Origin of the sequence: Shinella sp. HZN7 (assembly GCF_001652565.1) — a bacterium.
Taxonomy (GTDB): Bacteria; Pseudomonadota; Alphaproteobacteria; order Rhizobiales; family Rhizobiaceae; genus Shinella; species Shinella granuli.
The window spans coordinates 2525672-2551601 of record NZ_CP015736.1; the positions used below are offsets into that span (position 1 = coordinate 2525672).

General features: G+C 66.5%; 21 protein-coding genes. 12 read left to right on the top strand and 9 right to left on the bottom strand.

What is annotated here, in order from left to right:
- Positions 1 to 134 precede the first annotated feature (134 nt).
- The 9 genes from shn_RS12160 to shn_RS12195 all read left to right on the top strand — a co-directional run bounded on the left by shn_RS12160 (position 135) and on the right by shn_RS12195 (position 9764).
- Positions 135 to 1130 carry an ABC transporter ATP-binding protein gene (locus tag shn_RS12160; protein ID WP_064330639.1) on the top strand — a complete coding sequence of 332 codons (996 nt, stop codon included), beginning with the start codon at positions 135 to 137 and terminating at the stop codon, positions 1128 to 1130.
- Positions 1127 to 2077 (top strand): ABC transporter permease, encoded by a 951-nt coding sequence (locus tag shn_RS12165; protein ID WP_064330640.1) that lies wholly within the window; start codon positions 1127 to 1129, stop codon positions 2075 to 2077. Before shn_RS12160 ends, shn_RS12165 begins: the two co-directional genes overlap by 4 nt.
- Positions 2067 to 2882 carry an ABC transporter permease gene (locus shn_RS12170; protein WP_064330641.1) on the top strand — a complete coding sequence of 272 codons (816 nt, stop codon included), beginning with the start codon at positions 2067 to 2069 and terminating at the stop codon, positions 2880 to 2882. The genes shn_RS12165 and shn_RS12170 overlap by 11 nt, the downstream gene beginning before the upstream one ends.
- 115 nt (positions 2883 to 2997) lie before the next feature.
- Positions 2998 to 4425, top strand: a complete 1428-nt coding sequence (locus tag shn_RS12175; protein ID WP_064330642.1) for a gamma-aminobutyraldehyde dehydrogenase — start codon at positions 2998 to 3000, stop codon at positions 4423 to 4425.
- Positions 4426 to 4831: 406 nt separating this feature from the next.
- Positions 4832 to 5005, top strand: coding sequence for a DUF1328 domain-containing protein (locus shn_RS34810; protein ID WP_064496055.1), 174 nt, complete (start codon positions 4832 to 4834; stop codon positions 5003 to 5005).
- A 141-nt stretch (positions 5006 to 5146) separates the two neighbouring features.
- Positions 5147 to 7321 carry a TonB-dependent siderophore receptor gene (locus shn_RS12180; RefSeq protein WP_064330643.1) on the top strand — a complete coding sequence of 725 codons (2175 nt, stop codon included), beginning with the start codon at positions 5147 to 5149 and terminating at the stop codon, positions 7319 to 7321.
- Between the two features lie 100 nt (positions 7322 to 7421).
- Complete coding sequence (gene fhuF, locus shn_RS12185) at positions 7422 to 8084, top strand: siderophore-iron reductase FhuF (protein WP_084438320.1); 663 nt, start codon at positions 7422 to 7424, stop codon at positions 8082 to 8084.
- Positions 8081 to 9190: an ABC transporter substrate-binding protein gene (locus tag shn_RS12190; protein WP_064330645.1), complete on the top strand. Its 1110-nt coding sequence runs from the start codon at positions 8081 to 8083 to the stop codon at positions 9188 to 9190. Before fhuF ends, shn_RS12190 begins: the two co-directional genes overlap by 4 nt.
- A 58-nt stretch (positions 9191 to 9248) precedes the next feature.
- Positions 9249 to 9764, top strand: coding sequence for a hypothetical protein (locus tag shn_RS12195; RefSeq protein ID WP_064330646.1), 516 nt, complete (start codon positions 9249 to 9251; stop codon positions 9762 to 9764).
- 98 nt (positions 9765 to 9862) lie between these two features.
- Here the strand turns inward: shn_RS12195 and shn_RS12200 are convergent, their stop codons facing one another.
- Positions 9863 to 10423: an isochorismatase family protein gene (locus tag shn_RS12200; protein WP_064330647.1), complete on the bottom strand. Its 561-nt coding sequence runs from the start codon at positions 10421 to 10423 to the stop codon at positions 9863 to 9865.
- A gap of 109 nt (positions 10424 to 10532) precedes the next feature.
- On the opposite strand from shn_RS12200, the gene shn_RS12205 reads away from it, so the two are divergent.
- Positions 10533 to 10976, top strand: coding sequence for an Lrp/AsnC family transcriptional regulator (locus shn_RS12205; RefSeq protein WP_064330648.1), 444 nt, complete (start codon positions 10533 to 10535; stop codon positions 10974 to 10976).
- A 17-nt stretch (positions 10977 to 10993) separates the two neighbouring features.
- Here the strand turns inward: shn_RS12205 and shn_RS12210 are convergent, their stop codons facing one another.
- Genes shn_RS12210 through shn_RS12225 form a run of 4 tightly spaced genes read right to left on the bottom strand, consistent with a single transcriptional unit; the run spans position 10994 to position 18261 of the window.
- Entirely contained in the window at positions 10994 to 12532 is a 1539-nt protein-coding gene (locus shn_RS12210) for a trimethylamine methyltransferase family protein (protein ID WP_064330649.1), read from the bottom strand.
- Complete coding sequence (locus shn_RS12215) at positions 12525 to 13370, bottom strand: oxaloacetate decarboxylase (RefSeq protein WP_084437951.1); 846 nt, start codon at positions 13368 to 13370, stop codon at positions 12525 to 12527. The genes shn_RS12210 and shn_RS12215 overlap by 8 nt, the downstream gene beginning before the upstream one ends.
- Positions 13367 to 15814: an FAD-dependent oxidoreductase gene (locus shn_RS12220; RefSeq protein WP_064330650.1), complete on the bottom strand. Its 2448-nt coding sequence runs from the start codon at positions 15812 to 15814 to the stop codon at positions 13367 to 13369. Before shn_RS12220 ends, shn_RS12215 begins: the two co-directional genes overlap by 4 nt.
- Positions 15811 to 18261, bottom strand: a complete 2451-nt coding sequence (locus tag shn_RS12225; protein WP_064330651.1) for an FAD-dependent oxidoreductase — start codon at positions 18259 to 18261, stop codon at positions 15811 to 15813. Before shn_RS12225 ends, shn_RS12220 begins: the two co-directional genes overlap by 4 nt.
- 129 nt (positions 18262 to 18390) lie before the next feature.
- Between shn_RS12225 and shn_RS12230 the strand changes: the two genes are divergently transcribed.
- Both shn_RS12230 and shn_RS12235 read left to right on the top strand, forming a co-directional pair.
- Entirely contained in the window at positions 18391 to 19239 is an 849-nt protein-coding gene (locus shn_RS12230) for a LysR family transcriptional regulator (protein WP_064330652.1), read from the top strand.
- A gap of 69 nt (positions 19240 to 19308) precedes the next feature.
- Complete coding sequence (locus shn_RS12235; protein ID WP_064330653.1) at positions 19309 to 19563, top strand: hypothetical protein; 255 nt, start codon at positions 19309 to 19311, stop codon at positions 19561 to 19563.
- Between the two features lie 2 nt (positions 19564 to 19565).
- Here shn_RS12235 and shn_RS12240 read toward each other — a convergent pair whose 3' ends face one another.
- The 4 genes from shn_RS12240 to shn_RS12255 all read right to left on the bottom strand — a co-directional run bounded on the left by shn_RS12240 (position 19566) and on the right by shn_RS12255 (position 25850).
- The gene (locus shn_RS12240) at positions 19566 to 20342 is read right to left on the bottom strand and encodes an SDR family oxidoreductase (protein WP_064330654.1); all 777 of its coding nucleotides are present in this window, start codon (positions 20340 to 20342) and stop codon (positions 19566 to 19568) included.
- A 229-nt stretch (positions 20343 to 20571) separates the two neighbouring features.
- Positions 20572 to 22224, bottom strand: a complete 1653-nt coding sequence (locus shn_RS12245) for an OFA family MFS transporter (RefSeq protein ID WP_064330655.1) — start codon at positions 22222 to 22224, stop codon at positions 20572 to 20574.
- Between the two features lie 238 nt (positions 22225 to 22462).
- Positions 22463 to 24475 carry a cache domain-containing protein gene (locus tag shn_RS12250; protein ID WP_064330656.1) on the bottom strand — a complete coding sequence of 671 codons (2013 nt, stop codon included), beginning with the start codon at positions 24473 to 24475 and terminating at the stop codon, positions 22463 to 22465.
- Positions 24468 to 25850, bottom strand: a complete 1383-nt coding sequence (locus tag shn_RS12255; protein ID WP_064330657.1) for a sigma-54 dependent transcriptional regulator — start codon at positions 25848 to 25850, stop codon at positions 24468 to 24470. Before shn_RS12255 ends, shn_RS12250 begins: the two co-directional genes overlap by 8 nt.
- Between the last annotated feature and the right edge of the window lie 80 nt (positions 25851 to 25930).

Here is a 25930-nt window from a genome sequence, read left to right on the forward strand (position 1 = left end):
CCAAGTCGCGTTTCGTTTCCCGGTGATCCATGGGAGCGGAAAACGCCGTCTCATGCCGTCTTCTCCCCGCCTGCGGGGAGAAGGTGTCGGCAGGCGGATGAGGGGCAAGAACACAAACTCCCCGGGAGTCCCCCATGACCGCCGTCCTGTTCCAGCAAGTCTCCCGCCATTTCGGCACTGTCCGCGCCGTCGACAGCGTGGATCTCGCCATCGCCGAGGGCGAATTCTTCGCCATGCTGGGGCCGTCCGGTTCCGGCAAGACGACGTGCCTGCGCCTGATGGCCGGCTTCGAGCAGCCGACGTCGGGCCATATCGAGATCTTCGGCGAGACGGCGGAGGGCGTGCCGCCCTACCGGCGCAACGTCAACACGGTGTTCCAGGACTATGCCCTCTTCCCGCATCTCTCGATCCTTGAAAACGTCGCCTACGGGCTGATGGTCAAGGGCGTCGGCAAGGCCGAGCGGCTGAAGGCGGCCGAGGAGGCGCTCGCCATGGTGAAGCTGCCCGGCTACGGCGCGCGCCGGCCCGGCCAGCTCTCCGGCGGCCAGCGCCAGCGCGTGGCGCTCGCCCGGGCATTGGTCAACCGGCCCCGCGTGCTCCTTCTTGATGAACCCCTCGGCGCCCTCGACCTCAAGCTGCGCGAGCAGATGCAGGAAGAGCTGAAATCGCTGCAGAAATCGCTCGGCATCACCTTCGTCTTCGTCACGCACGACCAGGGCGAGGCGCTGTCGATGGCCGACCGCATCGCGGTGTTCAGCGATGGCAGGATCCAGCAGCTCGGCACGCCGGAAGAGGTCTACAAGAAGCCGAAAACGCGTTTCGTCGCCGATTTCGTCGGCTCCTCCAACGTGCTGCCGCCGGATTTCGTTCGCACCCTCGGCTTCGGCGATAGCTATGCCAGCCTGAGGCCGGAGGCGATCACGCTCGGGGATGGCCTCGGTCGCAAGAATTTTGCCGGCCGCGTCGTCGCCACCAGTTTTCTGGGCGCGGCGAACCGCGTGACGGTCGAGGCCGCGGGGGCGCGCATTGCGGCCATGACACCGGCCTCCATCGCCCCGCCGGCGCTCGGCGAGACGGTGACCCTGTCCTTCCTGCCGGAAGACCTGCACCCGATGGATGGCGCCCGATGAGCATCGTCGCCGACACCTCCATCCTCGCGCGCCGCGAAGGCACCTCCGGGCGGCTTTCCGATTTCTTCTGGCGCAACCCGAAGATCCTGCTGCTCTTGATGCTGACGCCGCCGCTGCTCTGGCTCGGCGTCATCTATCTCGGCTCGCTCTTCGCGCTGCTCCTGCAGAGCTTCTTCTCGATCGACGACTTTTCCGGGCTGATCAACTACGAGTTCACGCTCGCCACCTACCGGCAACTGCTCATACCCTCGAATTTCGACATCATCCTGCGCACCGTGCTGATGGCCGCGCTCGTGACGCTCGCCTCCGCCGCCATCGCCTTTCCGATCGCCTATTACGCGGCGCGCTATGCCAAGGGCAAATGGAAGGTCGTCTTCTATCTCGGCGTCATGCTGCCGCTGTGGTCGAGCTATCTGGTCAAGGTCTATGCCTGGAAGCTGATCCTCGCCAAGGAGGGCATCGTCACCTGGGCCTTCGCCAAGCTCCACCTTTCCTGGCTGCTCGATGCGTGGCTTTCGCTGCCTGTCGTCGGCGGCTCGTCGCTGTCGATCAGCTATACCGGCACCTTCATCGTCTTCATCTATGTCTGGATGCCCTTCATGATCCTGCCGATCCAGGCGGCGCTGGAGCGCGTGCCCGGCAACCTGATCGAGGCCTCCGCCGATCTCGGCGGCCACCCGGCGCAGACCTTCCGCCACGTGCTCTTCCCGCTCGCCCTGCCCGGCATCATCGCCGGCTCGATCTTCACCTTCTCGCTGACGCTGGGCGACTACATCATCCCGCAGATCATCGGCTCGTCGCGGCTTTTCATCGGCCAGGCGGTCTATGCCCAGCAGGGCACGGCCGGCAACATCCCGCTCGCGGCCGCCTTCTCCGTCGTGCCGATCGTCATCATGGGCCTCTATCTCTGGATGGCCAAGCGACAGGGGGCCTTCGATGCGCTCTGACAGAAACACCTCCGCCCCGCTCGGCCTCAAGATCGCCGCAGGCCTCGGCCTCGCTTTCCTGCACCTGCCGATCCTGCTGATCTTCCTCTACGCCTTCACGACGGAGGAGAAGAGCTACCAGTTCCCGCCGCCGGGCTACACGCTCAAATGGTTCGCCGTCACCTGGAACCGGCCGGACGTCTGGGAGGCGATGGGGCTTTCCGTGCGCGTCGCGTCGATCTCCACCGCCGTCGCCCTCGTGCTCGGCACGCTGTGCGCCGCCGCCGTTTCCCGCACGAAATTCTTCGGCCGGGAGACGATCTCGCTGCTCGTCATCCTGCCGATCGCCCTGCCCGGCATCATCACCGGCATCGCGCTGCGCTCGGCCTTCTCGTTCGCGGAGATCCCCTTCTCCTTCTGGACGATCGTGCTCGGCCACGCCACCTTCTGCGTCGTGGTCGTCTACAACAACGCCGTCGCCCGCTTCCGCCGCGTCTCGGGCTCGCTGATCGAGGCCTCGATGGACCTCGGCGCCGACAGCTTCCAGACCTTCCGCTATGTCATCCTGCCGAACATCGGCACGGCCCTGCTTGCCGGCGGCATGCTCGCCTTCGCGCTGTCCTTCGACGAGGTGATCGTGACCACCTTCACCGCAGGCCAGCAATCGACCCTGCCGATCTGGATGCTGGAGGAGCTGGTGCGCCCGCGCCAGCGCCCGGTGACCAATGTCGTCGCCATGGTCGTGGTGCTCGTCACCTTCCTGCCGATCCTCGGCGCCTACTACCTCACCCGCGACGGCGACCAGGTCGCCGGCGCCGGAAAATGAACATGAGCGAATAGGGAGTAGCGAACAGCGAATAGAGGAAAATGACGGCCCGCCGGCCCGAAACTATTCGCTACTCGCTATTCGCCATTCGCTCCTCAACAACGGAGAACACGCCATGGACACCCAGATGCTGATCGGCTCGCGCTTCGAAGCCGGCACCGAGGCCGAGGAGCACATCCTGAACCCGAAGACCGGCGCGAAGATCGTCGACCTGCCGGAGGCCTCCCATGCGCAGATCGACGCGGCCGTCGACGCCGCCGAAAAGGCCTTCGTCTCCTGGGCGACCACCACGCCCGCGGAGCGCTCCGGCTATCTCCTGAAGATCGCCGACGCGATCGAGAAGGACGCCGATGCCTTCGCGGCCCTCGAAGCGCTCAATTGCGGCAAGCCGATCAACGCCGCCCGCAATGACGAGCTGCCGGCCATCGTCGACTGCTGGCGCTTCTTCGCCGGCGCGATCCGCTCGCTGCATGCGCCGGTCGCCGCCGAATACCTGCCCGGCTTCACCTCCATGGTGCGCCGCGATCCGATCGGCATCGTCGGCTCGATCGCGCCGTGGAACTATCCGCTGATGATGATGGCCTGGAAGCTGGCGCCGGCGATTGCCGGCGGCAACACCGTCGTCTTCAAGCCTTCCGAGCAGACGCCGCTGACGGCGCTGAAGATGGCCAAGCTTTTGGCCGACATCCTGCCGGAAGGCGTGGTCAACATCGTGCTCGGCCGCGGCGAGACGGTCGGCAATGCGCTGATCAACCATCCGAAGATCAACATGGTCTCGATCACCGGCGATGTGGCGACCGGCAAGAAGGTGCTGGCCGCGGCGGCGAAGACCGTCAAGCGCACCCATCTGGAGCTCGGCGGCAAGGCCCCGGTCGTCGTCTTCGACGATGCGGATCTGGAAGCCGTCGTCTCGGGCATCCGCGCCTTCGGCTACTACAATGCCGGCCAGGACTGCACGGCCGCCTGCCGCATCTATGCCGAGGACGGCATCTACGAGAAGCTGGTCGCCGACCTCTCGGCCGCCGTCTCCACCATCAAATACAACGAACCCGACGACACGCTGAACGAGATCGGCCCGCTGATCTCCAAGCGCCAGCGCGACCGGGTGGCGAGCTTCGTCGAGCGCGCCGCCGAGGTGAAGCACATCGAGATCACCACGGGCGGCCGGGCCGGCAGCGACGACGGCTACTTCTTCCAGCCGACGGTGGTGGCCGGCGCCACGCAGGACGACGAGATCGTGCGCCGCGAAGTGTTCGGCCCCGTCGTCTCCGTCACCCGCTTCTCCGAGGCGGACCAGGCCATTGCCTGGGCCAACGACAGCGACTACGGCCTCGCCTCCTCCGTCTGGACGAAGGACATCGGCAAGGCGATGAAAGCCGCCGCCCGCCTGCAATACGGCTGCACCTGGATCAACACCCACTTCATGCTGACGACGGAAATGCCGCATGGCGGCGTCAAGCAGTCGGGCTACGGCAAGGACATGTCGATCTATGCGCTGGAGGATTATACCGCCGTGCGCCATGTGATGGTCAGCCACGGCTGATCCCAGAGGGCTGACAACCTTTGGAGAGGCCTCCCCCCTCTGCCCTGCCGGGCGTCTCCCCACAAGGGCCGGGCAATCGCCTACGGGGCAGGACGATGCCGCATCCCCTTCTCCCCCGCGGGAGAAGGTGGCCCGAAGGGTCGGATGAGGGGGTGAGGCAGATGCGGTATTGCAATCATTCAAGCCTTCGCCATCCCCCTCATCCGCCTGCCGGCACCTTCTCCCGCGGGGGAGAAGGGAGTCGCGGCGACGATTGAAGTCCATAGGCAATTGCCGGCCCTTGTGGGGAGATGCCCGGCAGGCAGAGGGGGTGCCCGCCCTTTCGGGTACGGACGGGCGCCGGCTCCTTCCGGGAACATTTTCAGCCCTCGCGCGTCTTCACTCCGACACAATCGGAGGCATCGCCATGCTGAAATGGGCACTCATTTTCCTCGTCATCTCGCTGATCGCCGGCTTTCTCGGCTTCTCCGGCGTCTCGGCCGCCACAGCGACGATCGCCAAGGTGCTCTTCGCCATCGCGCTCATCATCTTCCTGATCTTCCTTGTGCTTGCAGTGATGGCCGGCAGCCTCGCCTTCTGAGTGCGGATCCTCCACAGCCTGTGTTGCATCCGGGCAACACAGGTCAAATCCTGAGCATTTAAGTCATATAATTTGTTGCAGCAGGCCAAATCCTGATAAAAACGATCACGTTATCGATCCGCTTCGTCAGAAAGTTCCCGCATGCACAAGCCCTCCCGCACGATGTTCCGCCTGGCGCTCGCCGGCACGTCCCTCCTCACGCTCGCCTCGCTCGCCCTTGCGCAGGACGAGGGGACAACGACGGCGGGCGGCGCGACCGTGCTCGAAGACATCGTCGTCAACGGCGGCAGCGGCGGCGTCATCACGGCGGACGGCTATGTCGGCAAGAGCAGCGCGACGGGCGCCAAGGTCGACACGCCCTTCATCCAGACGCCGCAGTCGATCTCCTCGGTCACGCAGCAGCAGCTCGAAGACCGCAACCCGCAGACCCTGCTCGACACGCTCGCCTATACGCCCGGCACCCGCATCGGCGGCTACGGCTTCGACCCGCGCTTCGACAGCTTCACCGTGCGCGGCTTCGACGTGACCTATACCGGCGTCTTCCGCGACAACCTGCGCCAGCCGGGCGCCGGCTCCTCGCTGTTCAAGACGGAACCCTACGGCCTCGAAGGCGTGTCGATCCTGCGCGGCCCCTCCTCCGCGCTCTACGGTGCCTCCGGCGCCGGCGGCCTCTACAACCTCATCAGCAAGCGCCCGACGGAAGAGGCGCTGCGCGAGATCCAGCTGCAATATGGCAGCCACGACCGCTACCAGGGCCAGTTCGACCTTTCCGGCCCGATCAACGAGGAAGACCCGGTCTACTATCGCCTCACCGGCCTGCTGCGCAGCGCCGATACCGAGCAGGTCGGCGTGCCCGACGACCGCGCCTACATCGCGCCGGCCTTCACCTGGAAGCCGGACGAGGACACCAGGCTGACCATCCTCGGCGAATATTCCCGCACCAAGACGGGCGGCACGGCGGCCTATTACTACGATCCGATCACCGGCAAGGTCAGCGACTTCTTCGCCGGCAACCCGGCCTTCAACGATTCCGTGCAGAACCAGGGCCGCATCGGCTACGAGTTCGAGCATCGCCTGAACGAGGTCTTCACCTTCCGCCAGAACGCCCGCGCCTCCCGGCTCAACATCGACGCCGACTGGGCCTTCGCCTACCAGCCGAACGCCGCCGACCCGACGCTGCTCGACAGCAGCGCCGGCTCGTTCGAAGAGTGGATGAACACCTACACGATCGACAACCAGCTCGAAGCGAAGTTCGAGACCGGCGCGCTGGAACACACGCTTCTGACCGGCATCGACTTCACCAAGGTCTACTGGAAGTCGCTGAACGGCTACGGCGTGACGCCGCCGCTCGACACCACCGACCCGACGCGCGGCCGCCCGACGGACCCGATCGGCTTCCAGACCAAGAGCGTGCAGGACCAGTTCATCACCGGCCTCTACCTGCAGGACCAGATCCGCTACGACGCGCTGACCTTCACGCTCGGCGGCCGCTACGACTGGGTCTCGACCGACACCGACAACACGGACCTCGCCTCCGGCGCGCTCGACACGATCAAGCAGAGCGACCGCGCCTTCACCTGGCGCGCCGGCGTGACCTATGAAACCGAATGGGGCATCACCCCCTATGCAAGCTATTCGACCGCCTTCTCGCCGAATGCCGGCGTGAACATGGCCACCGGCAACCCCTTCAAGCCGACCGAGAGCGAACAGCAGGAAGTGGGCGTAAAATACCTGCTGCCGGACAGCAACACGCTGCTGACCGCCGCGCTGTTCAACATCGACCAGACCAACGGCCTCTATTACGAGGTCGTCGACCTGCCGACCGGCCCGGCCAACATCCAGGTCCAGCGCGGCAAGCTGCGTTCGCGCGGCCTGGAACTGGAAGCCTCCACCAGCCTCGACAACGGCCTGTCGCTGATCGCTTCCTACACCTATACCCAGGCGAAGATCATCGACGGCCCGGCCGGCACCGTCAACAACGACGTCTCCTCCGTGCCGCGCCACATGGCCTCGCTCTGGGCGCACTACACCATGCCGGAAGACGGCGCGCTGGCCGGCCTCGGCTTCGGCGCGGGCGTCCGCTTCACCGGCGAAAGCTACGGCGACGACGCCAACAGCATGAAGAACAAGGCACGCGCCTTCGTCGATGCGTCGATCGATTACGACTTTGCCGCCATCGACAAGGACTTCGCCGGCCTGAAGCTGCAGGTCAACGCGACGAACCTCTTCGACCGCCAGGATGCCGTCTGCTCGGCCGGCTTCTGCTACCGCGACCAGGGCCGCACGATCATCGGCAGCCTGAAATATTCCTGGTAAGCGCTTGACGGCGCTGTCCCCCCACGATGGCGAGACCGCTTTCCGGCCGGACGGCCTGAAGGCGGTCTTTACCGGTGAGCACGCCTGGTGCGGCGAGAAGATGATGCTCTCGTCGGATCTCGACGGCGCCGTACCGCTCGCCGAGTTCCTGGGGGGAGACGGGTTTTCCCGGACGATCGACCGCTATGCGGAAAGCCACGGCAAGGCCGATCGGCGCGCCGCCGCCTCCTTCTGGTCGCTCTACTATTTCTCCGCCCTCACAATCCCCTATGTCGTGGCGCGCCGCGCGGAACGGACCCTGCCCGTCGCCTTCGAGGAGATGACCATCGCCATCGGCGAGGACGGCCTGCCGCACGCCTTCGGCCTGCCGCACGAGGGCGACTGGAGCGAGGGGGGCGAGCTCGTCGATTTCGTCACGCCGCTGGTCGATTGCCATCTCGCCCGTGCCGTCGCCCTGTTCAAGGAAAAGACCGGCATCGCGCCGAAACTCGCCTGGAACAACGCGGCCGTCTATATCGACTATGCCTTCAACGCGACGGACCGTTCGCCGCCCGAAAGCGACGACCACTGGCCGTCCCGCCCCCTCTTCGATTGTCCGCTGCTGGCGAACGGCAGCCGCAATCCCTTCCATGGATGCCTGCGCCACGAGCTGGACGCGGGTGCCGTCCACTGTCGCCGCAAGGTCTGCTGCCTGCGCTACATGCTGCCCGGCATTCCGGGCTGCGGCGAGCTGTGCGCCCTGCCGGAGCTGAGAAAACAATGATCCTGCGCCTTTCCACCCTCATCGCCGCAGCCTTCCTGCTCCTGGCCGCCCTGCCCGCCCGCGCCGAGGTAGACTATCCGCTGACCGTCAAGGACGCCTTCGGCCGCGAGGTGACCATTGCCGCCGAACCCAAGGCGGTGCTGCTCGGCAGTGGCTTCAACCTGGTCGCACTTTCGCTGATCCATCCCGATCCGGTCAGCATCCTTGCCGGCTGGGCGAGCGACATGAAGGGCGACAACCCGGAGATCTATGACCGCTTCAAGGACAGGTTCCCGGCAATCGACGACGTGCCGATCATCGGCGACGGCGTCACCGTCTCGTTCGAGGCCGCGCTCTCGCTGAAGGCGGATCTCGCCATCCTCGCCAACTGGCAGGCCGACACGGACCTCGGCAGGCAGGCGATCGACTATCTGGAGAGAAGCGGCGTCCCCGTCGTCGTGGTCGATTTCAACAGCGACGCACTGAACAACACCGCGGACAACATGCGCCTCCTCGGCACGGTGCTGAACCGGGAGGAGCAGGCGAACGCCTTCGCCGATTTCTACGAGGAACGGGTCAAGCGCATCCGCGACCGCGTGGCCGAGCACAAGGAGCCCGGCCCGACCGTGCTGATGGACGCCTTCCCGAACCCGGAAAAATGCTGCTACGCCTACGGCACCGGCGGGCTCGGCGCCTTCATCGCCATCACCGGCAGCCGCAACATCGCCGAAAGCCTGCCGGCGCAGGGCGGCATCGTCAGCTCGGAATTCATCGTCGCGGCGGATCCCGACGTCTATATCGCGACCGCCTCGCCGGGCGGCACCTACAGCACCTTCTCGGTCGGCCCCGGCGTTGCGCCGGAGGAGGCACGCGAGACATTGGCGCGCGCCGTGTCCGGCCCGTTCCTCAAGAACCTCAAGGCAGTGAAGGAGGAGCGCGTGCACGGCCTGTGGAACTTCTTCAACGCCGTGCCGCTGAACATCCTCGCCGCCGAAGCCTTTGCCCATTGGCTGCGCCCCGAGATTTTCGCCGACATCGACCCGGATGCGACGCTGGCGGAAATCAACGCGCGCTTCGCCGCCGTGCCCTTCGACGGCGCCTATTGGATCAGCCTCAAGGCAAAGTGACAGGAGCGGCCTTTCGGTCGCTTCTTCCGCAGGCTATATCATGCCCAGGAGGACCTGCATGATCTGGGCATTCGCAGTCGCGGCAGCGGCCATACTCTATCTCGCATTGCGCTTCCGGCGCTTCCAAAGCTGGGTCGAACCCGTTCTCACCATCGTGGTGGCCATCGGCCTTGCAAGCGCGCTTCTCATCTGGTTCGTCGAGGACCGCACGCCCTCCGGCACCGCCGTCACGCCGAACGCCACGGTTTCGGCGCTGTCCGCGGATGGGGCGGAACTCTCCGAGATGCAGGCCAGCGCCGGCCAGACGAAGACGAGCTTTCGCGTGACCGGCCGAATCGCCAACAAGGGCAGCCAGCCGATGCAGTCCTTCCGCCTCGATGTCGTGCTGTCCGATTGCCCTGGCGGCACCTGCCGCGAGGTCGGCCGCGACAACGCGCTGATCGTGCTGCGCGTGCAGCCGGGCGAAAGCCAGCCCTTCTCCACCTTCGCCGTCTTCCCCGGCATCGACCTCAACCCCGTCATAGCCCCCGAATGGGATTTCGGCGTGCGTGAGGTGAGGGCCGCGACCCGCTAGAGCATTTCCGCTTTTCTTCGAATCGCGAAAACGCTCTATCTGTTTGTTTTTACGCAATTCCGGACGCAAAACCGCTACGCACTTTTGCTGGAATTGCTCTAGAGGCCAGCCACGATCTCTGCCGTGCGCAGCACCGTCGCGAATTCGTGGCGCAGCGTCGCGACATGGGCGCGGTGCACGTCGCGGGCGGCGATCGTCCCGCCCTCCCCGTCCGGCAGGTCGAAGCAGTCGCAGGCGTCCTCGACCAGGATCACCCGGTAGCCGAGATTGGCCCCGACGCGCACGCTGGTCGACACGCACATATCCGTGGACACGCCGAACAGCACGACCGTATCGGCCCTAAGACGGCGCAGGCGCAGATCGAGATCCGTGCCGATGAAGGCGGCATTGACGCTCTTCGTCACCAGCGGCTCGCCCTCCTGCGGCGCAAAACCCGGGCGGGACGCGTTGCCCGGCGCCTCCGGCCGCAGGGTGGAGGCGGGTTCGACGCTGTCGTGCCGCACATGGATGATCGGCCGGCGGGCGGCCCGCCAGGCGGCAAGGAGCGCAAGGCCGTTCTCGTCCAGCCTTTCGTTCCAGCGCCGCGGCCAGGGCGCGGCGTCGAAGGCCTGCTGCATGTCGATCGGGATCAGGACGGCGTTTTCCGGCAGGGTCGGCATCGGTCTCTCCTTGAAGCGATGTCCGACGAATAGTTGCTTTTCCGTCCGGTTTCGCGCAGCAAGAAGGCGGCGTGCCGGACGATCATCCGGCAACAGGGAAATTTTCCGGATGAACGAACTGGACGACAAGGACAGGCTGCTGCTCGCCGCGCTCCGCGCCGATGCCCGGCAGAGCCTCGTGGAGCTTGCGCGCCATGCGGGGCTGTCGCGGAGCGCCGTGCACGAGCGCATCCGGCGGCTGGAGGCGAGAGGCGTGATCGCAGGCTATACGGTCAAGCTCGGCATCGACCGGGAGCGGCCGGGCGTCGAGGCACTGATCGCCATCGGCTTCCAGCAGGGCCGCAACTGCGATCACATCGTGCCGCATCTCACCGGCATTCCGAACGTCGTGACCTGCTGGTCGCTCGCCGGGCCGACGGACCTGATGCTGCTCGTCGAATGCGCCTCGAACGGCGAGCTCGACACCGTGCGCCGCCAGATCGCCACGACGCCGGGCATCGCGACCGTGCAGACGCACGTGTCGCTGCGCACCCATTTCGATCGGCGGAGCTGACTTGCAGCCGAAAGGCATCAGAAATAGATCTTGAACTTTTCCCGCACCGCCTGGTCCGTCGCGAAATCGAAAAGCGGGCCGCCGGCTTCGGCGAGAATGCGGTTCTTGCGCTCGATCGCCTTCTGCACGAGGTCCGGCCGGCCGATCTCGGCCCATTCCTTCGGGCTCGTGCGGTCGGCCACAGTGGGGTAGATATATTCCGTCTGCATCAGCGACAGGGTCTGAGGGTCGCCGAGATAGTGGCCCGGTCCATCGAGGCAGACGGATCGCATGGTCTCCAGCGAGACGGAATCCTCCGTGACGTCGATGCCGCGCACGCAGCGCTGCACCTGGCCCAGAAGATCATCGCCGAGCACGAGGCTTTCCAGGCAGAAGCCGAGCAGCGAGGCGTGCATGCCGACCGCCTCATAGACCATGTTGAGGCCGGAAAGGCCCGCCATGACATTGGAGATCGCCTGTTCCCAGCCCGCCTGCATGTCCGGAAGCTTGGAATCGGCGATGCCCGCGGCCGCGCCGCCGGGAAGCTTGTAGAACTGGTGCATCTGCGCGCAGCCCGCCGTCAGCAACGCCTGCTCGCCCGAACCGCCGGACATGGCGCCCGTCCGAAGGTCCGACACGAAGGGCCAGGTGCCGAAGATCGCCGGGTGGCCGGGCGCCATGGCGTTGACATAGACGACGCCCGCAAGGCACTCGGCGACGGCCTGCACGATGGCGGTGGCAAGCGGCGCCGGCGCCGTCGCGCCCGCCTGCCCGGCGGAGAGCAGCAGGATCGGCATGCCGGCCCGGATGCAGGCCTCCATGGTGATGCAGCTTTCCTCCGCGAACTTCATCGGCGGCACGACGAAGCAGTTGGAATTCGACACGAAGGGCCGTGCCCGCCACTTGTCCTCGCCGCCCGCCATCATGTGGATGAGGTCGAAGCAGCCGGCGACATGCGAGGGATCGGAGAAACTGGTGCCGACATGTTTCGACGTGCCGGCGCAGCAGCCGTAGAGCGTGTTGATGTCCATCAGGAAATTGTCGGCGACGTCGCGGCAGACCATCGCCCGCTGGAAGAAATGCACATTGTCGAGGTGGTGGACGAGCTGGGCGGCGTTGTAGAGGTCCTTCGCCGTCGATTCGCGGTATTCCCGCTTCTCCACGTCGACGATATGCACCGCCGCGCCCGCCGTGCCGTAATAGACGCGGGTGCCCGACAGTTCGAGGTCGTATTTCGGATCGCGGCCATGGAGCGTGATGTCGCGCGCGGCAAGTGCCAGCATGTCCTCCACCAGCGCCCGCGGAAAGCGCAGGCGCCCGTCCTCGCCGAGGATGGCGCCCGCGCCGGTCATGATCTCGATGCCGGATTTCGGCGCATTGGCAAGGCCGATATTCTCCAGCGCATCCAGCGCCGCCTCGTGGATGCGGCGCACGCCCGCCTCCGTCAGCGGCTTGTACTGGCCGCCGGGAAGACCCGGCCGCACCGGCCGGACGTTTTCCGCCAAGGGTGCGGCGCGCATCGCGACCCGTGCCGCACGCCCGCCCGATCGCCGGGACAAAACTGCCTGTTCACTCATGACCCGTCTCCCCCGCACCGGCGGCCAGCATTCTGTTAATGAGATCCCCCGACGCCGCGGCGGACAATTTCGCAAAACTGCCATCCTTCACGATGGCGTCCATCTGCTCGGCGATCGCGGCATGGGTGACGCGGGCGATCATCGAGCCGAGCGAGATGCGCCGCACGCCGAGCGCGGCGAAGTCCGGCACGGTGAGCTGGCGCAGCGGCCCCGCGGCAAGCCCGTTCACCGGCACCCCGACCGATTGCACGACGCGCCTGAGCTCCTCCGGCCCCGGCGGCACCGGCACATAGACGAGGTCCGCGCCCGCCTTCTCGAAGGCCTGGATGCGCCGGATCGCCTCGTCGAGGTCGTAGACGCCGTTCATCACGCCATCGGCCCTGGCGCAGAGGATGAAGGGACGGCCGAGCGAACGGGCGGCGTCCGTGGCGGCACGGATGCGCTCCACGGCAAGATCGAAGGCATAGGCCGGGTTGCCCTCGACCATCCGCGTATCCTCGATCGAGCAACCGGAAAGCCCGACCTCGGCGGCGAGCCGGATCGTCTCGGCCACGTCGTCCGGCGCATCGGCAAAACCGTTCTCGAAATCGCCCGAGACCGGCAGCGGCGTGGCGCGCACGATATCCTGCGCATGCCGCAGCGCCTCGTCGCGCGTCACGCGGCCCATGTCGGGCCGCCCCAGCGTGAAGGCGAAGCCGGCGGAGGTGGTGGCGAGCGCCACGGCGCCCGACGCCGCCATCATGCGGGCCGAGCCCATGTCCCACGGATTGGGGATGACGAAGCAGCCCGACTGGTGCAGGGCATGAAAACGCCGGTGGCGTTCGGCAAGGTTGCTCACGCGCGTACCCTCTCGGCTTTCGGATCGTACATGGGCACGAGCGAGGCCTCGGCCTTCACCCGCACGCCGGCGATCTCGATCTCGTAGTTGGAGGCCAGCACATCCGCCTCGCTCTCGCCGGCGCATGGCACGTAACCCATGCCGATCGCGCCGCCGAGATGGTGGCCATAATTGCCCGAGGTGACGGTCGAGACGATCCTGCCGTCGCGCACCAGCGCCTCGTTGTGGAAGAGCAGCGGCTCGGGATCGGTCAGCCTGAACTGCATCATGCGGCGCTTCAGCCCCGCTTCCTCCTTGCGCAGCACCGCGTCGCGGCCGATGAAATCGCCCTTCCTCGTGCGCACGGCAAAACCGAGGCCGGCTTCCAGCACATGGTCCTCGTCGGTGATATCATGGCCGAAATGGCGGAAGGCCTTCTCGATGCGGCACGAATCGAGCGTGTGCAGGCCGCAGAGTTTCAGGCCGACATCCGCCCCCGCCGCCTCCAGCGCCTCGAAGACATGGGCCGCCTGGTCGGTGGAAACGTAGAGCTCCCAGCCGAGTTCGCCGACATAGGTGACGCGGTGCGCCCGGGCAAGGCCCATGCCCACCTCGATCTGCCGCGCCGTGGCGAAGGGATGCGCCGCATTGGAAAAGTCGTTCGGGCTCACCTTCTGCATCAGCTCGCGCGCCTTGGGGCCCATGACGCAGAGCACGCTTTCGGCCGCCGTCACATCGGTGATGACGACGAACTCGTCCGCAAGGTGCTTGCGCAGCCAGGCAAGGTCGCGCTGCAGCGTCGCGCCGGGCACGACGAGGAAGAAGGCGGTCTGCGAAAGGCGCGTCACCGTCAGGTCGCTCTCGATGCCGCCGCGTTCGTTGAGCATCTGCGTGTAGACGATCCGGCCGGGGGCGACGTCCATCTGGTTGGCGCAGAGTTTCTGCAGGAAGGCCAACGCATCGCGGCCCTCCACGCGGATCTTGCCGAAGGAGGTCATGTCGAACAGACCGACACGCTCACGGACGGCGAGGTGTTCTTCCCGCTGATTCTCGAACCAGTTCTGCCGCTTCCACGAATAGCGGTACTCCCGCTCCTGCCCCTCCTTGGCGAACCAGTTGGCGCGCTCCCAGCCGGCGACCTCGCCGAAGACGGCGCCGCGGGCCTTCAGGTGCTCGTGCAGCGGCGATCGGCGCACGCCGCGCGCCGTCGCCATCTGGCGATAGGGGAAGTGATCGGCATAGAGCAGGCCGAGCGTTTCGGAGACGCGGTCCTTGAGATAGGCGCGGTTCTTCTGGAACGGCTGGGCGCGGCGGATATCCACCTCCCAGAGATCGAACGGCGGCTCGCCGTCGTTCATCCACTGGGCGAGCGCCATGCCGGCCCCGCCGGAGGAGACGATGCCGATGGAATTGTAGCCGGCGGCGACCCAGTAGCCCTTCAGCTCCGGCGCCTCGCCGAGATAGTAGCGGTCGTCGGGCGTGAAGCTCTCCGGACCGTTGAAGAAGGTGTGGATGCCGGCCGTCTCCAGCATGGGCATGCGGTGGATGGCGTTTTCGAGGATCGGCTGGAAGTGGTCGAAATCCTCCGGCAACTGGTCGAAGCAGAAGTCTTCCGAAATGCCGTCCATGCCCCAGGGCTTGGCCTTCAATTCGAAGGCGCCGATCAGCATCTTGCCGGCATCTTCCTTGTAATAGGTGCATTCGTCCGGCACGCGCAGAACGGGCAGCCTCTGCAGGTTCGCGATCGGCTCGGTGACGATGTAGAAATGCTCGCAGGCGTGCAGCGGCAGGGTGACGCCCGACATGTCGGCGAGCGTGCGACCCCACATGCCGGCGGCGTTGACGACGTTTTCCGTCTCGATGGTGAACGTCTCGCCGTTCTGCTCGCAGGTGACGCCCGTCACGCGGCCGTCCTTCGTCAACACCGACGTCACCTTGACGCCTTCGATGACGGTCGCGCCGTTCTGCCGCGCGCCCTTCGCCAAGGCCATGGCGATGTTGGCGGGATCGCACTGGCCGTCGAGCGGCAGGTGCACGGCGGCCTTCACATCCGCCGTGTTGAGATGCGGATAGAGCGCCTTCACCTCCTCGACGGTGATCTCGCGCACATCGATGTCGAAGGCCCGGGCGAGCGAGGCCTGGCGGTAGATTTCCTCCTTGCGCTCGTCCGTCAGCGCCACCGTCATAGAGCCGCACTGGCGCATGCCGGTGCCGATGCCGGTCTCGGCCTCGAGCTTGACGTAGAGATCGGCGGAATATTTCGCGAGCCGCGTCATGTTCTGCGAGGCGCGCAGCTGGCCGATGAGGCCGGCGGCATGCCAGGTGGTGCCTGAGGTCAACTGCTTGCGCTCCAGCAGCACCACATCCGTCCAGCCGAGTTTGGCCAGGTGATAGGCGACCGAACAGCCGGAGACGCCGCCGCCGATGATGACGGCTCTCGCCTTCTGGGGAATGGGCTTCGTCATGCGCGCAGTCTTTCATTGTTGGGGTCGAAGAGCGGGCCGTCGGGCTCAACGGTCGCCTTGAAGCGTTCGCCGTAGATTTCCACCTCGATCTCCGTGCCCGGCACGGCGAGGTCGGCCCTCAGCATGCCGAGCGCGATGGATCTGCCGGTGCGGTAGCCCCAGTTGCCGGAGGTCGTCTCGCCGACGACCTTGCCACCGTGCCAGAGCGTCGACATGTAGGGCGCATCGCAGTCCCCGGCCTCGACGGTCAGCGTCACGAAGCGCTTGGTGACGCCCTGCTGCTTCTCCCGCTCCAGCGCCGCCTTGCCCTTGAAGGCGGGCTTGGTCCAGTCGACGAAGCGTTCGAGGCCGCCCTGCAGGATGGTATAGTCGGTCGAAAGATCGCCCTTCCAGGCGCGATAACCCTTCTCGATGCGCAGGCTGTCGAGCGCCTCCATGCCGAAGGGCTTCAGGCCATGCTTCTGCCCCGCCGCCCAGACGGCGTCGAAGATGACGGCCGTGTCCTCCACCTTGGTGTGGATCTCCCAGCCGAGTTCGCCGGCGAAGGAGACGCGCACGAGCTGGCACCAGCGGCCGGCGATCTCCACCGGCTGGTGGGTGAGCCAGGGCATGGTGAGGTCCGCCTTGCAGACATCCGAAAGGATGGCGCGGGAATTCGGGCCGGAGAGGATCTGGCACGAAAAGTTTTCGGTGACGTCCTCCAGCGTGAAGACGGGATTTTCCGGCAGGTGTTTCTGCAGCCACTCGAAATCGTGCCACTGCGCCGTCGCGGCGGTGATGAGGAAGAAGAAATCCTCCGCCAGCATCATGACCGACATTTCCGTGACGATGCGGCCCTTGTCGTCGGCGAAATAGGCAAGGCCGATGCGGCCCGGTTTCGGCACGCGGCCGGTGATCAGCGAGGAAAGCCAGGCCGTCGCGCCCTCCCCCTTCACGCGGAAGCGCGAGAAGCCCGGCAGGTCGAGGATACCGGCGGCCTCGGTGACGGCGCGGCACTCCGCCTCGATGCGCGGCCGCCAGGGGCCCTCGCGGTTCCAGGTCTGGGTCGCGGCCTCCGACGTGTCGTCGCCGGGCCCGGCATACCAGTTGGCGCGCTCCCAGCCGTTATAGGGCTTGAACTGCGCGCCGAGCGCCGCGATGCGGTCGTGGATCGGCGACAGCTTCCGGTTCCGGCCGGCCGGCCAGGCGTGTTTCGGGAAATGCATGGCATATTCGTGGCCGTAGACCTCCATGCCCTTGGCCACGCAATAATCCTTGTCGGCGGCGAAGCTCGTGTAGCGGCGCGGATCGCAGGACCACATGTCCCATTCCGTTTCGCCCTCCGTCACCCATTCCGCCAGCACCTTGCCCGCGCCGCCCGCCTGGCAGATGCCGAAGGTGAAGACGCAGGCCTCATAGGCGTTCGGCACGCCCGGCATCGGGCCGATCAGCGGGTTGCCGTCCGGCGCATAGGGGATGGGACCGTTGATCATGCGCGACAGGCCGGCGGTGCCGAGGATCGGCACGCGCTCGACGGCGTCGTTGAGATACCATTCGAGCCGGTCGAGATCGTCCGGGAAGAGCTGGAAGGAGAAATCGTCCGGCATCGGGTCGTCGGGCGTCGTCCAGTGCGCCTTGCAGTTCCGCTCGTAGGGGCCGAGGTTCATGCCCGTCTTCTCCTGGCGGAGATAATAGGACGAATCCACGTCGCGCAGCAGCGGCAGCTTGTGGCCGGCCTCCTTCGACCAGGCGGCAAGCTCCGGAATCTCCTCGAACAGCATGTATTGATGGCTCATCACCATCATCGGCACCTCGCGGCCGAACCATTTTCCGACCTCCCGCGCATAATAGCCGGCCGCGTTGACGACCTTCTCGCAGCGGATCTCGCCCTGAGGCGTCGAGATCACCCATTCCTCGCCCTCGCGCCGCGCGCCGGTCGCCGGACAGAAGCGGAAGATTTTTGCGCCCATGTCGCGCGCACCCTTGGCGAGCGCCTGCGTGAGCTGCGCCGGGTCGATGTCGCCGTCATAGGGGTCGTAGAGCGCACCGGTGAGGTCGTGCGTTTCGAGGAACGGATATTTCCCGCGCATCTCGTCGGGCGAGAGGATGTCGAGGTCCATGCCCTGGTAGCGGCCCATGCCGACGACGCGCTTGAACTCCTGCAGGCGCTCCTTCGAATGGCCGAGGCGGATCGAGCCGGTGACGTGGTAGTTCATGGGATAGTCGACCAGCGCGCCCAGCTCCCGGTAGAGCGCGGCGGAATAGCGCTGCATGTTCATGATCGACCAGGAGGAGGAGAAGGTCGGCACGTTGCCGGCGGCATGCCAGGTGGAGCCGGCGGTCAGCTCGTTCTTTTCCAGAAGCACGCAATCCGTCCACCCGGCCTTCGCCAGATGATAGAGCGCCGACGCCCCGACGGCGCCTCCGCCGATGATGACGACACGGGCATGGCTTGGCAGTGCGGACATTCTCGTTCCCCTTCTTCGCCCCGGATTTGTGGCAACCAAAGCGGCGCGCAGCAAGCGGATGGATTTTGCTTTATTAATCGACTTTCTCGATTACACTTCCCCCGAACACTGGGAAAAATCGGCGCATTCATGCAAATTGTCCTGATTGAGACATTCCTCGACCTGATGGAAACGCGCAATTTCAACCGCACGGCCGAGCGGCTGAACATCACGCAGTCGACGGTCACGCACCGCATCAACGCGCTGGAAGGAATGTTCGCGCGAAAGCTCTTCGCGCGCAACAAGGGCGGCACCCAGCCGACCGCGGCCGGCCTGCGCTTCCTCGATCACGCCAAGGCGCTGCAGCACCAGTGGCACGAGGCGGCGCGCGCGGTGGAAACGGCCGGCGCCTACGAGCGCTCCATGCGCATCGGCCTGCAGCACGATCTTGCCGCCCACTTCGCCGGCGACTGGCTGGCGGCGGTGCGCAAGGAATTGCCGGGCACCTCGATCTATGTGGAGGTCGACTATTCCAACCAGATGAACCGCGACCTCGGCGCGGGCGACCTCGACCTTGCGATCCTTTTTACCCCGCACTACCTGCCGGACCTTGCCTATGAGCGCATCGGCGAGGTGCAATACGAGATGGTGAGCAACAGGGTGGCGCGGATCGAGGACGTCCGGCCGGAGGACTATATCCAGGCCGTCTATTCCCCCGCCTTCGACCGGCTGCACCGCCAGGCGCATCCGACCCTCTCGACCGCGCCGATCGCCAGCGGCGAGACGACGGCGATCCTCGCCCTGCTGCAGAAGCTCGGCGGCTCCGCCTTCGTGATGACGCACGATGCGAAGCGGCTGCTGCGCTCCGGCGCAGTGAGCCGCGTTACCGGCGCCGAGCCGATCGCGCAGGCTGTCTATGCCGCCACCAATGTGCGCACGCGCCATGCCCACCAGCACCGGCGCATCGTCGCCATCATGCAGGCCTTGCTCGCCGCGTGACATGCGCCATTGAAACGGCCCGCCGCTGCGCCTATGAACGGTCCGCCGATATTTGACGAAGGAGTTTCCATGGCCGCCCGTGACCGCTATTCGCGCAAGCTCGAATGCGCCATGTGCGGCAATTCCGGTTATGCCGAGGTCTCGGAAGACGACATGCCGAGCCGCAAGCACCCGGATTTCACCATCGATTCGCTGCCGCGCGGCTTCCTCACGGAACGCGCCTCGAAATATCCGGACAAGCACATGCTGCGCTGCCGCTGCGGCCATGTCTTCAAGTTCCAGCAGAAGACCGTCTACGCCGAGGGCGGCGAGCCGCGACGCTGAACCTACCCGCGCCCGACGAAGGGCATGGTCGTCGCCATGACCGTCATGGTCAGCACATTGGCATCGAGCGGCAGGCTGGCCATGTAGACCACCGCATCGGCGACGTGCTTGACAGGCATGGTCGGCTCGCTGGCGATCTCGCCGTTCGGCTGGAGGATGCCGGCGCTCATGCGCTTCGTCATGTCCGTCGCCGCATTGCCGATATCGATCTGGCCACAGGCGATGTCGTATTTGCGCCCGTCGAGGGCGGTCGATTTGGTAAGGCCGGTGATCGCGTGCTTCGTCGCCGTATAGGGCGCGGAGTTCGGCCGCGGCGTCGTGGCGGAGATCGAGCCGTTGTTGATGATGCGCCCGCCGCGCGGGCTCTGCTCCTTCATCAGTTTGAAGGCCTGCTGGGTGCAGAGGAAGGCACCCGTCAGGTTTACGGCGAGGATGTTGCTCCACTCCTCGAAGGGAATGTCCTCCAGCAGCGCCGGGGAGACGTTGGAGCCGGCATTGTTGACCAGCACGTCGAGCCGGCCGAAAGCATGCCCGATCTCGGCAAAGACCGCGGCGACCTCGCCCGGATCGCCGACATTGCAGGCAATCGCGCGGACCGGATTGCCCGTTTCACCGGTGATGGCGGCGGCGGCCTCCTCCAGCACCGCGGCCCGGCGGCCGGTGACGACGACCGCATAGCCCTCGGCGCTGAGGCCCCGGGCGATGGCAAGGCCGATGCCCGTGCCGCCGCCCGTCACCAGCGCGATCTTGCCCATGCCGGTCCGGCCCCAATCGGTCATGTCGTCCTCCTCCTTTGACGCCTTCTTCCGGTTTGCTCGAAAAGCGCATCCGCTGCAAGCGGTCATGAAAAAGTCCCCGGCACCGGCCGGGGACCTGGCTTTCCGACAAGCATCGCCCTCCACCATCGTCATCCTCGGGTTCAACCCGAGGATCCAAGTCTCACCCGCGGTGGTGGATGGTCGGGTCGAGCCCGACCATGACGGAGGAGAGGGCGTCTCCGGGAGGATCTCAGAACAGCGCGGCGGTGCTCTTCAGCGTCACCCAGATGCCCCAGAGGAGCGGAAGGCCGACGACGGCCCAGGCGAGCGCCGCCCTGGCGTCGAGCCCGCCCTTGCCGATGCCGAAGGAACCGGTCGGGCCGGCATTGGCGGCCGCGGTCTTCGCCTGCAGGGAGGCGACCTCCTCGTCCGACATGAACCATTTGTCGGAAAGCGGCCGCACCAGCATGTTGGCGATGAGGCCGAGCGCCAGCATGCCGGCGAGGATGTACATGGTGCCGGTATAGAGCGCCGGCCCCGGCGCCACGCCGGCGGCGATCTGCGCCTCGCGGATATAGTTGACCACGACCGGGCCGACGATGCCGGCGGTCGCCCAGGCGGTCAGCAGGCGGCCATGGATCGCACCGACGAACTGCGTGCCGAAGATGTCGGCGAGATAGGCCGGAACCGTGGCGAAACCACCGCCGTACATCGACAGGATGATGCCGAAGGCGAGCACGAAGAGCGCCTTGCTGCCCATGTCCGCCAGCGTCGGCGCGAGCGCGTAGAGCACGATGCCGAGGATGAAGAAGGTATAATAGGTGTTCTTGCGGCCGATCTTGTCGGAGAGCGAGGCCCAGACGAAGCGCCCGCCGATGTTGAACAGCGAGAGCAGGCCGGTGAAGCCCGCGGCGATCGCCGCGATGGCGGCCTTCTGGTCGGTATCGAGCTGGCCGAAACTCAGCTCGGGCTGGCCGATGAGGCGGCCGCCGAAGATTTCCTGCAGCATCGGCGAGGCCATGCCGATGACGCCGATGCCGGCCGAGACGTTGAGGCAGAGCACCAGCCAGATCAGCCAGAACTGCGTCGTCTTGTGCGCGTCGCGCAGGTGGACGTGCTTGGTGGTGATCATCGTCGACTTGGAGGCCGGCGGCGTCCAGCCCTCCGGCCTCCAGCCGGCCGGCGGAATGCGGTAGCCGAAGGCACCGCCCATCATGAAGCAGAAATAGATGGCGGCCATGACGAGGAAGGTCTGCCAGACGCCGGCCGTCGTGTCGGTCTTGAAGACGTTCATCAGGAGGTTCGCAAGCGGGGCGCCGATCATCGCGCCGCCGCCGAACCCCATGATCGCCATGCCGGTCGCCATGCCGCGCCGATCCGGGAACCACTTGATCAGCGTGGAGACCGGGGAGATGTAGCCGAGGCCGAGGCCGATGCCGCCGATGACGCCCGCGCCGAGCCACATCAGCCACAATTGATGGGTCATGACGCCGAGCGCCGCGACGACGATGCCGCCGCACCAGCAGCAGGCCGAGACGAAGCCCGCCTTGCGCGGGCCGACGCGCTCCAGCCAGCCGCCCCAGATGGCCGCCGAACAGCCGAGCAGCACGAAGAACAGCGTGTAGATCCAGCCGAGATCAGCGACGCGCCAGTTGCAGCTCGTGGTGAAGAGCGCGGAGACGAGGTTGAGATCGGCGCAGGCCGCATCGGCAGCGCCCGGAATGGCCCTGGACAGCGGCAGCCAGAACACGCTGAAGCCGTAGGCCATGCCGATGCAGAGATGGATGGCGAGCGCGGCCGGCGGAACGAGCCAGCGGTTGAAGCCGGGTTTGGCGATGATGCGCTCCCGGTCGAGGATGCTGCCGGAATAGTCGCCGGCATAGGTCTCGGTCGATGCAGTCATTGGGTCTCCTCCGCGACGCACCCCTCGGTGCGAAGATTTTCGTGATGGGGAGCCGGCGAAAACCGCCCCTTCGACGCCCGGATGCCTGCATCCCTCTCGCAGGCGGCCGGAAGCCGAACCTCCCGCGCGGACCGAAGCAAGGCCCATGCCAGAATGGATGTCCTTTGGAATCAGGAGGTTGGAAGAAAAAACGGAAGGAAAACGGACACTTTGTCCGAAGGGCGGACAAAGTGTCCGGTCAGGCCGCCTCGGGCAGCCAGATGGTGAAGGTCGCGCCCTCGCCCGGCCGGCTCGCCACCGAGATGGCGCCGCCCTGCCGCGTCACCAGCGTCTGGCTGATGGAAAGGCCGAGGCCCGTGCCCTCCTGCCGCTTCGTGGTGAAGAACGGATCGAAGACCTTCGCGACGAGATCCGGCTCCATGCCGACCCCGGTATCGCTGACGACGATCTCGACGCCCGGGCGCCCGCCGCGGTCGCTGTCGCGGGTGACGATGGTCAGCCTGCCGCCATCCGGCATGGCGTGGATGGCGTTGACGACGAGGTTGACGACGACCTGCTGCAGCTCGGTGCGGTTCATCAGCACCAGCCGTTCGGCCGTATCCTCCAGCCGCACCTCGATCGCCGCCCTGGCGAGCAGATGCTGGACGAGCGGCATGCAATCGGCCACCGCCGTGCCGGGCGCATGGCGATCGACGAAACCGGCGAATTCCTCGGGCTTGGCGAATTGCAGGAGTTTCGTGACGATCTGGCTGATGCGCTGGATCTGTTCGTCGAGGAGCTGGAACTCGACCTTGGCCAGCGCCGCCCGGTCGCCGACCACGGAGCGGATGACCTCCAGATTGCCCTGCATGACGGCGATCGGGTTGTTGATCTCATGGGCGACGCCGGCGGTGATCTCGCCGATGGCGGCAAGCTTTTCCGACAGGATGAGCTGCTTGGTCGTCGCCTCCAGCCGGCGGTTGGCGAGCTGCAGCTCGCGGGTGCGCTCGTCGACGCGCGCATTCAGCTCCTCGTTCCAGCGGCGCAGCTCCAGGTCGTTCTGCTCGAGCTGGTTCAGGAGGTCGTCGAGATGCACGGCGACGCGGCCGATCTCGTCCTGGCTGTCGACCGGGCCGGTGCGCGCACCGAGATCGCCGCTCTCCACCCGCGCGATGGTGGCGTCCACCCGCTCCAGCGGCTCGAAGATGCCGCGCGCCCAGCGCAGAAAGATCGGCACGCTGGCCGCCGTGATGGCAAGGAAGGCGACGACGATGGTGAGCACCGTCTGGTACTTCGCCGCCGTGAACGGCGCCTCGAGGAAGCCGACATAGAGCATGCCGACGCGCTCGCCGCGGCTGTCGGTGATCGGCTCGTAGGCGGAAATGTACCAGTCGTTGACGACGAAGGCGCTGTCGAGCCAGGTGCGCCCCTCGCCCAGCACGGCCGAGCGCACGGCGGCCGAGACGCGCGTGCCGAGCGCGCGGCGCCCTTCGAACAGGCGCACATTCGTGCTGATGCGCACGTCGTCGAGGAACAGCGTCGCCGTGCCCTGGCTGCCCTCCGGCAGGCTCGCCTCGCGGTAGACGAGATCGTTGATCGTGTCGATGAAGACGAGGTTCTGGTTGAGCAGGATGCCGCCGACGAGCACCGCCGCGCGCCCGTCGCCGAGCGTGACGGGGCTGGCACTCTGCACGACCATGCCGCGCGTCTCCTCCGTGCGCTCGGTCGGCACCGCATTCGGCGTCGAGACGAGCGGCAGCCGCGCGCGGGCGGCAAGGTCGGGCGAGAGCCGTTCGAGATCGGCGTTCTCGAAGATATCCACCCCCGTCGCCGGCTTGCCGGCCAGCGCGTCGCGGATGACCGGCCAGTCGGTGCGCAGCGTTTCCGCCGTGGTCGCGGTCACGGAGACGACGAGCCGGCCGTCGGTCGCGACGACATAAAGGAAATCGAGCTCCAGCCGCGCCCGCGCCTCGTCGAGCAGGGCTTTCAGCGCGCCGGTGTCGCCGGCGCTGTCGCGGAAGCGCACGGAGCCGCCGAGCGCGGTGACGTGCTCGCCGGTATTGTCGAGGATATGGGCGAGATACTGGTGCGCGATGGTGAGGTCGCCGTTGACCTTGGAGATCAGCGTCGCGTCGAACTTCTCGTTCCAGCGGTAGACGGTGATGCCGAGCAGGAGCGGCAGGATCACCAGCATCGGCAGGAGCGCGATGGCCAGCAGCCGGTAGCGCACCGAGCGCGCCGGCCGGATGACGCCCTGCCTGCCGTCAGCCATCCCAGGCCGCCAGCTTGCGGTCGATCGTCTTGCGGGAAATGCCGAGCTGGCGCGCCGCCTCGTCGCGCTGGCCATTGCAGGCGGCAAGCACCGAGAGGATGTGGCGCCGCTCGACATCGGCAAGCGAGCCGCCCTCCCTGCCGGCCGCCGCCTGCCCGAATCCGTCCGGGAAGCGGCCGAGGATCAGCGTGCGCTCGATGAGATTGCGCAGTTCGCGCACATTGCCCGGCCAGTCATAGGTCGACAGCGCCCGGCGGGCCGCCTCGTCGATGGGCACGGCGGGCATGGCGAGCTGCGCCGAGAGCTTCTTCATGAAGAGGACGGCCAGCTCCACCGCATCGCCGTCGCGGTCCTTCAGCGGCGGCAGGTGGATCTGCATGACATTGATGCGGAAGAAGAGATCGGCCCGGAAGCGCCCGGCCTGCACCTCCTTCTCCAGCTCCGCATTGGTGGCGAAGACGAAGCGCAGGTCGACCGGCACCTCGCGTTCGGAGCCGACGGGCCGCACCTTGCGGTCTTCCAGCACGCGCAGCAGCTTGCTTTGCGTGGCCGGCGGCATCTCGCTGATCTCGTCGAGGAAGAGCGTGCCGCCCTGTGCATGCAGGAACAGCCCCTCGCGCGCCCGTTCGGCGCCGGTGAAGGCGCCCTTCAGGTGGCCGAACAGCTCGCTTTCGATCATATCCGCCGGGATCGCCCCGCAATTGACCGGCACGAAGGGTTTCGCCGCGCGGTCGGACAGCGTGTGCAGCGAGCGGGCCGCCACCTCCTTGCCGGTGCCCGACTGGCCGGTGAGCAGGACCGAGGTCGGCAGCGGGGCGACGCGGGCGATGGTTTCGCGCACGCGGGCGATGGCCGTCGATTCGCCGATCAGCCGGTCGCGCAGGAGGATATGGTCGGACGTCGCCTTCAACTCGTAGCGCAGCACGTAGTTTTCGCGCTGCAGGCGGATGCGGTCGAGGCAGCGCGCGACGGCATTGAGCAACTGGTTGGAGCGGAAGGGTTTCAGGATGAAATCGACCGCGCCGGCCCTGAGCGCCTGGATCGCGGTTTCGAGGTCGGCATAGGCGGTCATCAGGATGGCATCGGCGAAGAAGCCGATGGCCCGCTGCTCGGCAAGCCATTCCACGCCGTTCTTCTTCGGCATGATGTTGTCGAGGATGACCACGTCGAAATGGTTCTGGTCGAGCTTGCGCGAGGCCTCGTCCGTATCGGCCGCCAGCTCCAGTTGACGGCAGCGCGGCCCGAGCGTGCGCATCAGGAAGTTGCGCATGCCCGGCTCGTCGTCGACGACGAGGATCGAGGCCTGCGCCAGCCACGGCCCGAATTCCGGGTCGGCGGACGTGTCGCGCAGCACGCGCGCGGCTTCAGTCGACACCTCATCTCCTCCCGATGGTCAGGCGCGTCAGGTTTGCACGCCCGGATGCGAAAGCGCTGCACGCTTCTGCCCGGACGGCT

What these genes read in the sequence shown, in the direction of transcription:
- shn_RS12225 (WP_064330651.1), bottom strand. Translation starts at nt 18,261, where the DNA reads ATGTCCGCACTGCCAAGCCATGCCCGTGTCGTCATCATCGGCGGAGGC.
- shn_RS12170 (WP_064330641.1), top strand. Translation starts at nt 2,067, where the DNA reads ATGCGCTCTGACAGAAACACCTCCGCCCCGCTCGGCCTCAAGATCGCC.
- shn_RS12235 (WP_064330653.1), top strand. Translation starts at nt 19,309, where the DNA reads ATGGCCGCCCGTGACCGCTATTCGCGCAAGCTCGAATGCGCCATGTGC.
- shn_RS12245 (WP_064330655.1), bottom strand. Translation starts at nt 22,224, where the DNA reads ATGACTGCATCGACCGAGACCTATGCCGGCGACTATTCCGGCAGCATC.
- shn_RS12220 (WP_064330650.1), bottom strand. Translation starts at nt 15,814, where the DNA reads ATGACGAAGCCCATTCCCCAGAAGGCGAGAGCCGTCATCATCGGCGGC.
- shn_RS12160 (WP_064330639.1), top strand. Translation starts at nt 135, where the DNA reads ATGACCGCCGTCCTGTTCCAGCAAGTCTCCCGCCATTTCGGCACTGTC.
- shn_RS12195 (WP_064330646.1), top strand. Translation starts at nt 9,249, where the DNA reads ATGATCTGGGCATTCGCAGTCGCGGCAGCGGCCATACTCTATCTCGCA.
- shn_RS12175 (WP_064330642.1), top strand. Translation starts at nt 2,998, where the DNA reads ATGGACACCCAGATGCTGATCGGCTCGCGCTTCGAAGCCGGCACCGAG.
- shn_RS12190 (WP_064330645.1), top strand. Translation starts at nt 8,081, where the DNA reads ATGATCCTGCGCCTTTCCACCCTCATCGCCGCAGCCTTCCTGCTCCTG.
- shn_RS12180 (WP_064330643.1), top strand. Translation starts at nt 5,147, where the DNA reads ATGCACAAGCCCTCCCGCACGATGTTCCGCCTGGCGCTCGCCGGCACG.
- fhuF (WP_084438320.1), top strand. Translation starts at nt 7,422, where the DNA reads ATGATGCTCTCGTCGGATCTCGACGGCGCCGTACCGCTCGCCGAGTTC.
- shn_RS12250 (WP_064330656.1), bottom strand. Translation starts at nt 24,475, where the DNA reads ATGGCTGACGGCAGGCAGGGCGTCATCCGGCCGGCGCGCTCGGTGCGC.
- shn_RS12200 (WP_064330647.1), bottom strand. Translation starts at nt 10,423, where the DNA reads ATGCCGACCCTGCCGGAAAACGCCGTCCTGATCCCGATCGACATGCAG.
- shn_RS12165 (WP_064330640.1), top strand. Translation starts at nt 1,127, where the DNA reads ATGAGCATCGTCGCCGACACCTCCATCCTCGCGCGCCGCGAAGGCACC.
- shn_RS12205 (WP_064330648.1), top strand. Translation starts at nt 10,533, where the DNA reads ATGAACGAACTGGACGACAAGGACAGGCTGCTGCTCGCCGCGCTCCGC.
- shn_RS12210 (WP_064330649.1), bottom strand. Translation starts at nt 12,532, where the DNA reads ATGAGTGAACAGGCAGTTTTGTCCCGGCGATCGGGCGGGCGTGCGGCA.
- shn_RS12240 (WP_064330654.1), bottom strand. Translation starts at nt 20,342, where the DNA reads ATGACCGATTGGGGCCGGACCGGCATGGGCAAGATCGCGCTGGTGACG.
- shn_RS34810 (WP_064496055.1), top strand. Translation starts at nt 4,832, where the DNA reads ATGCTGAAATGGGCACTCATTTTCCTCGTCATCTCGCTGATCGCCGGC.
- shn_RS12230 (WP_064330652.1), top strand. Translation starts at nt 18,391, where the DNA reads ATGCAAATTGTCCTGATTGAGACATTCCTCGACCTGATGGAAACGCGC.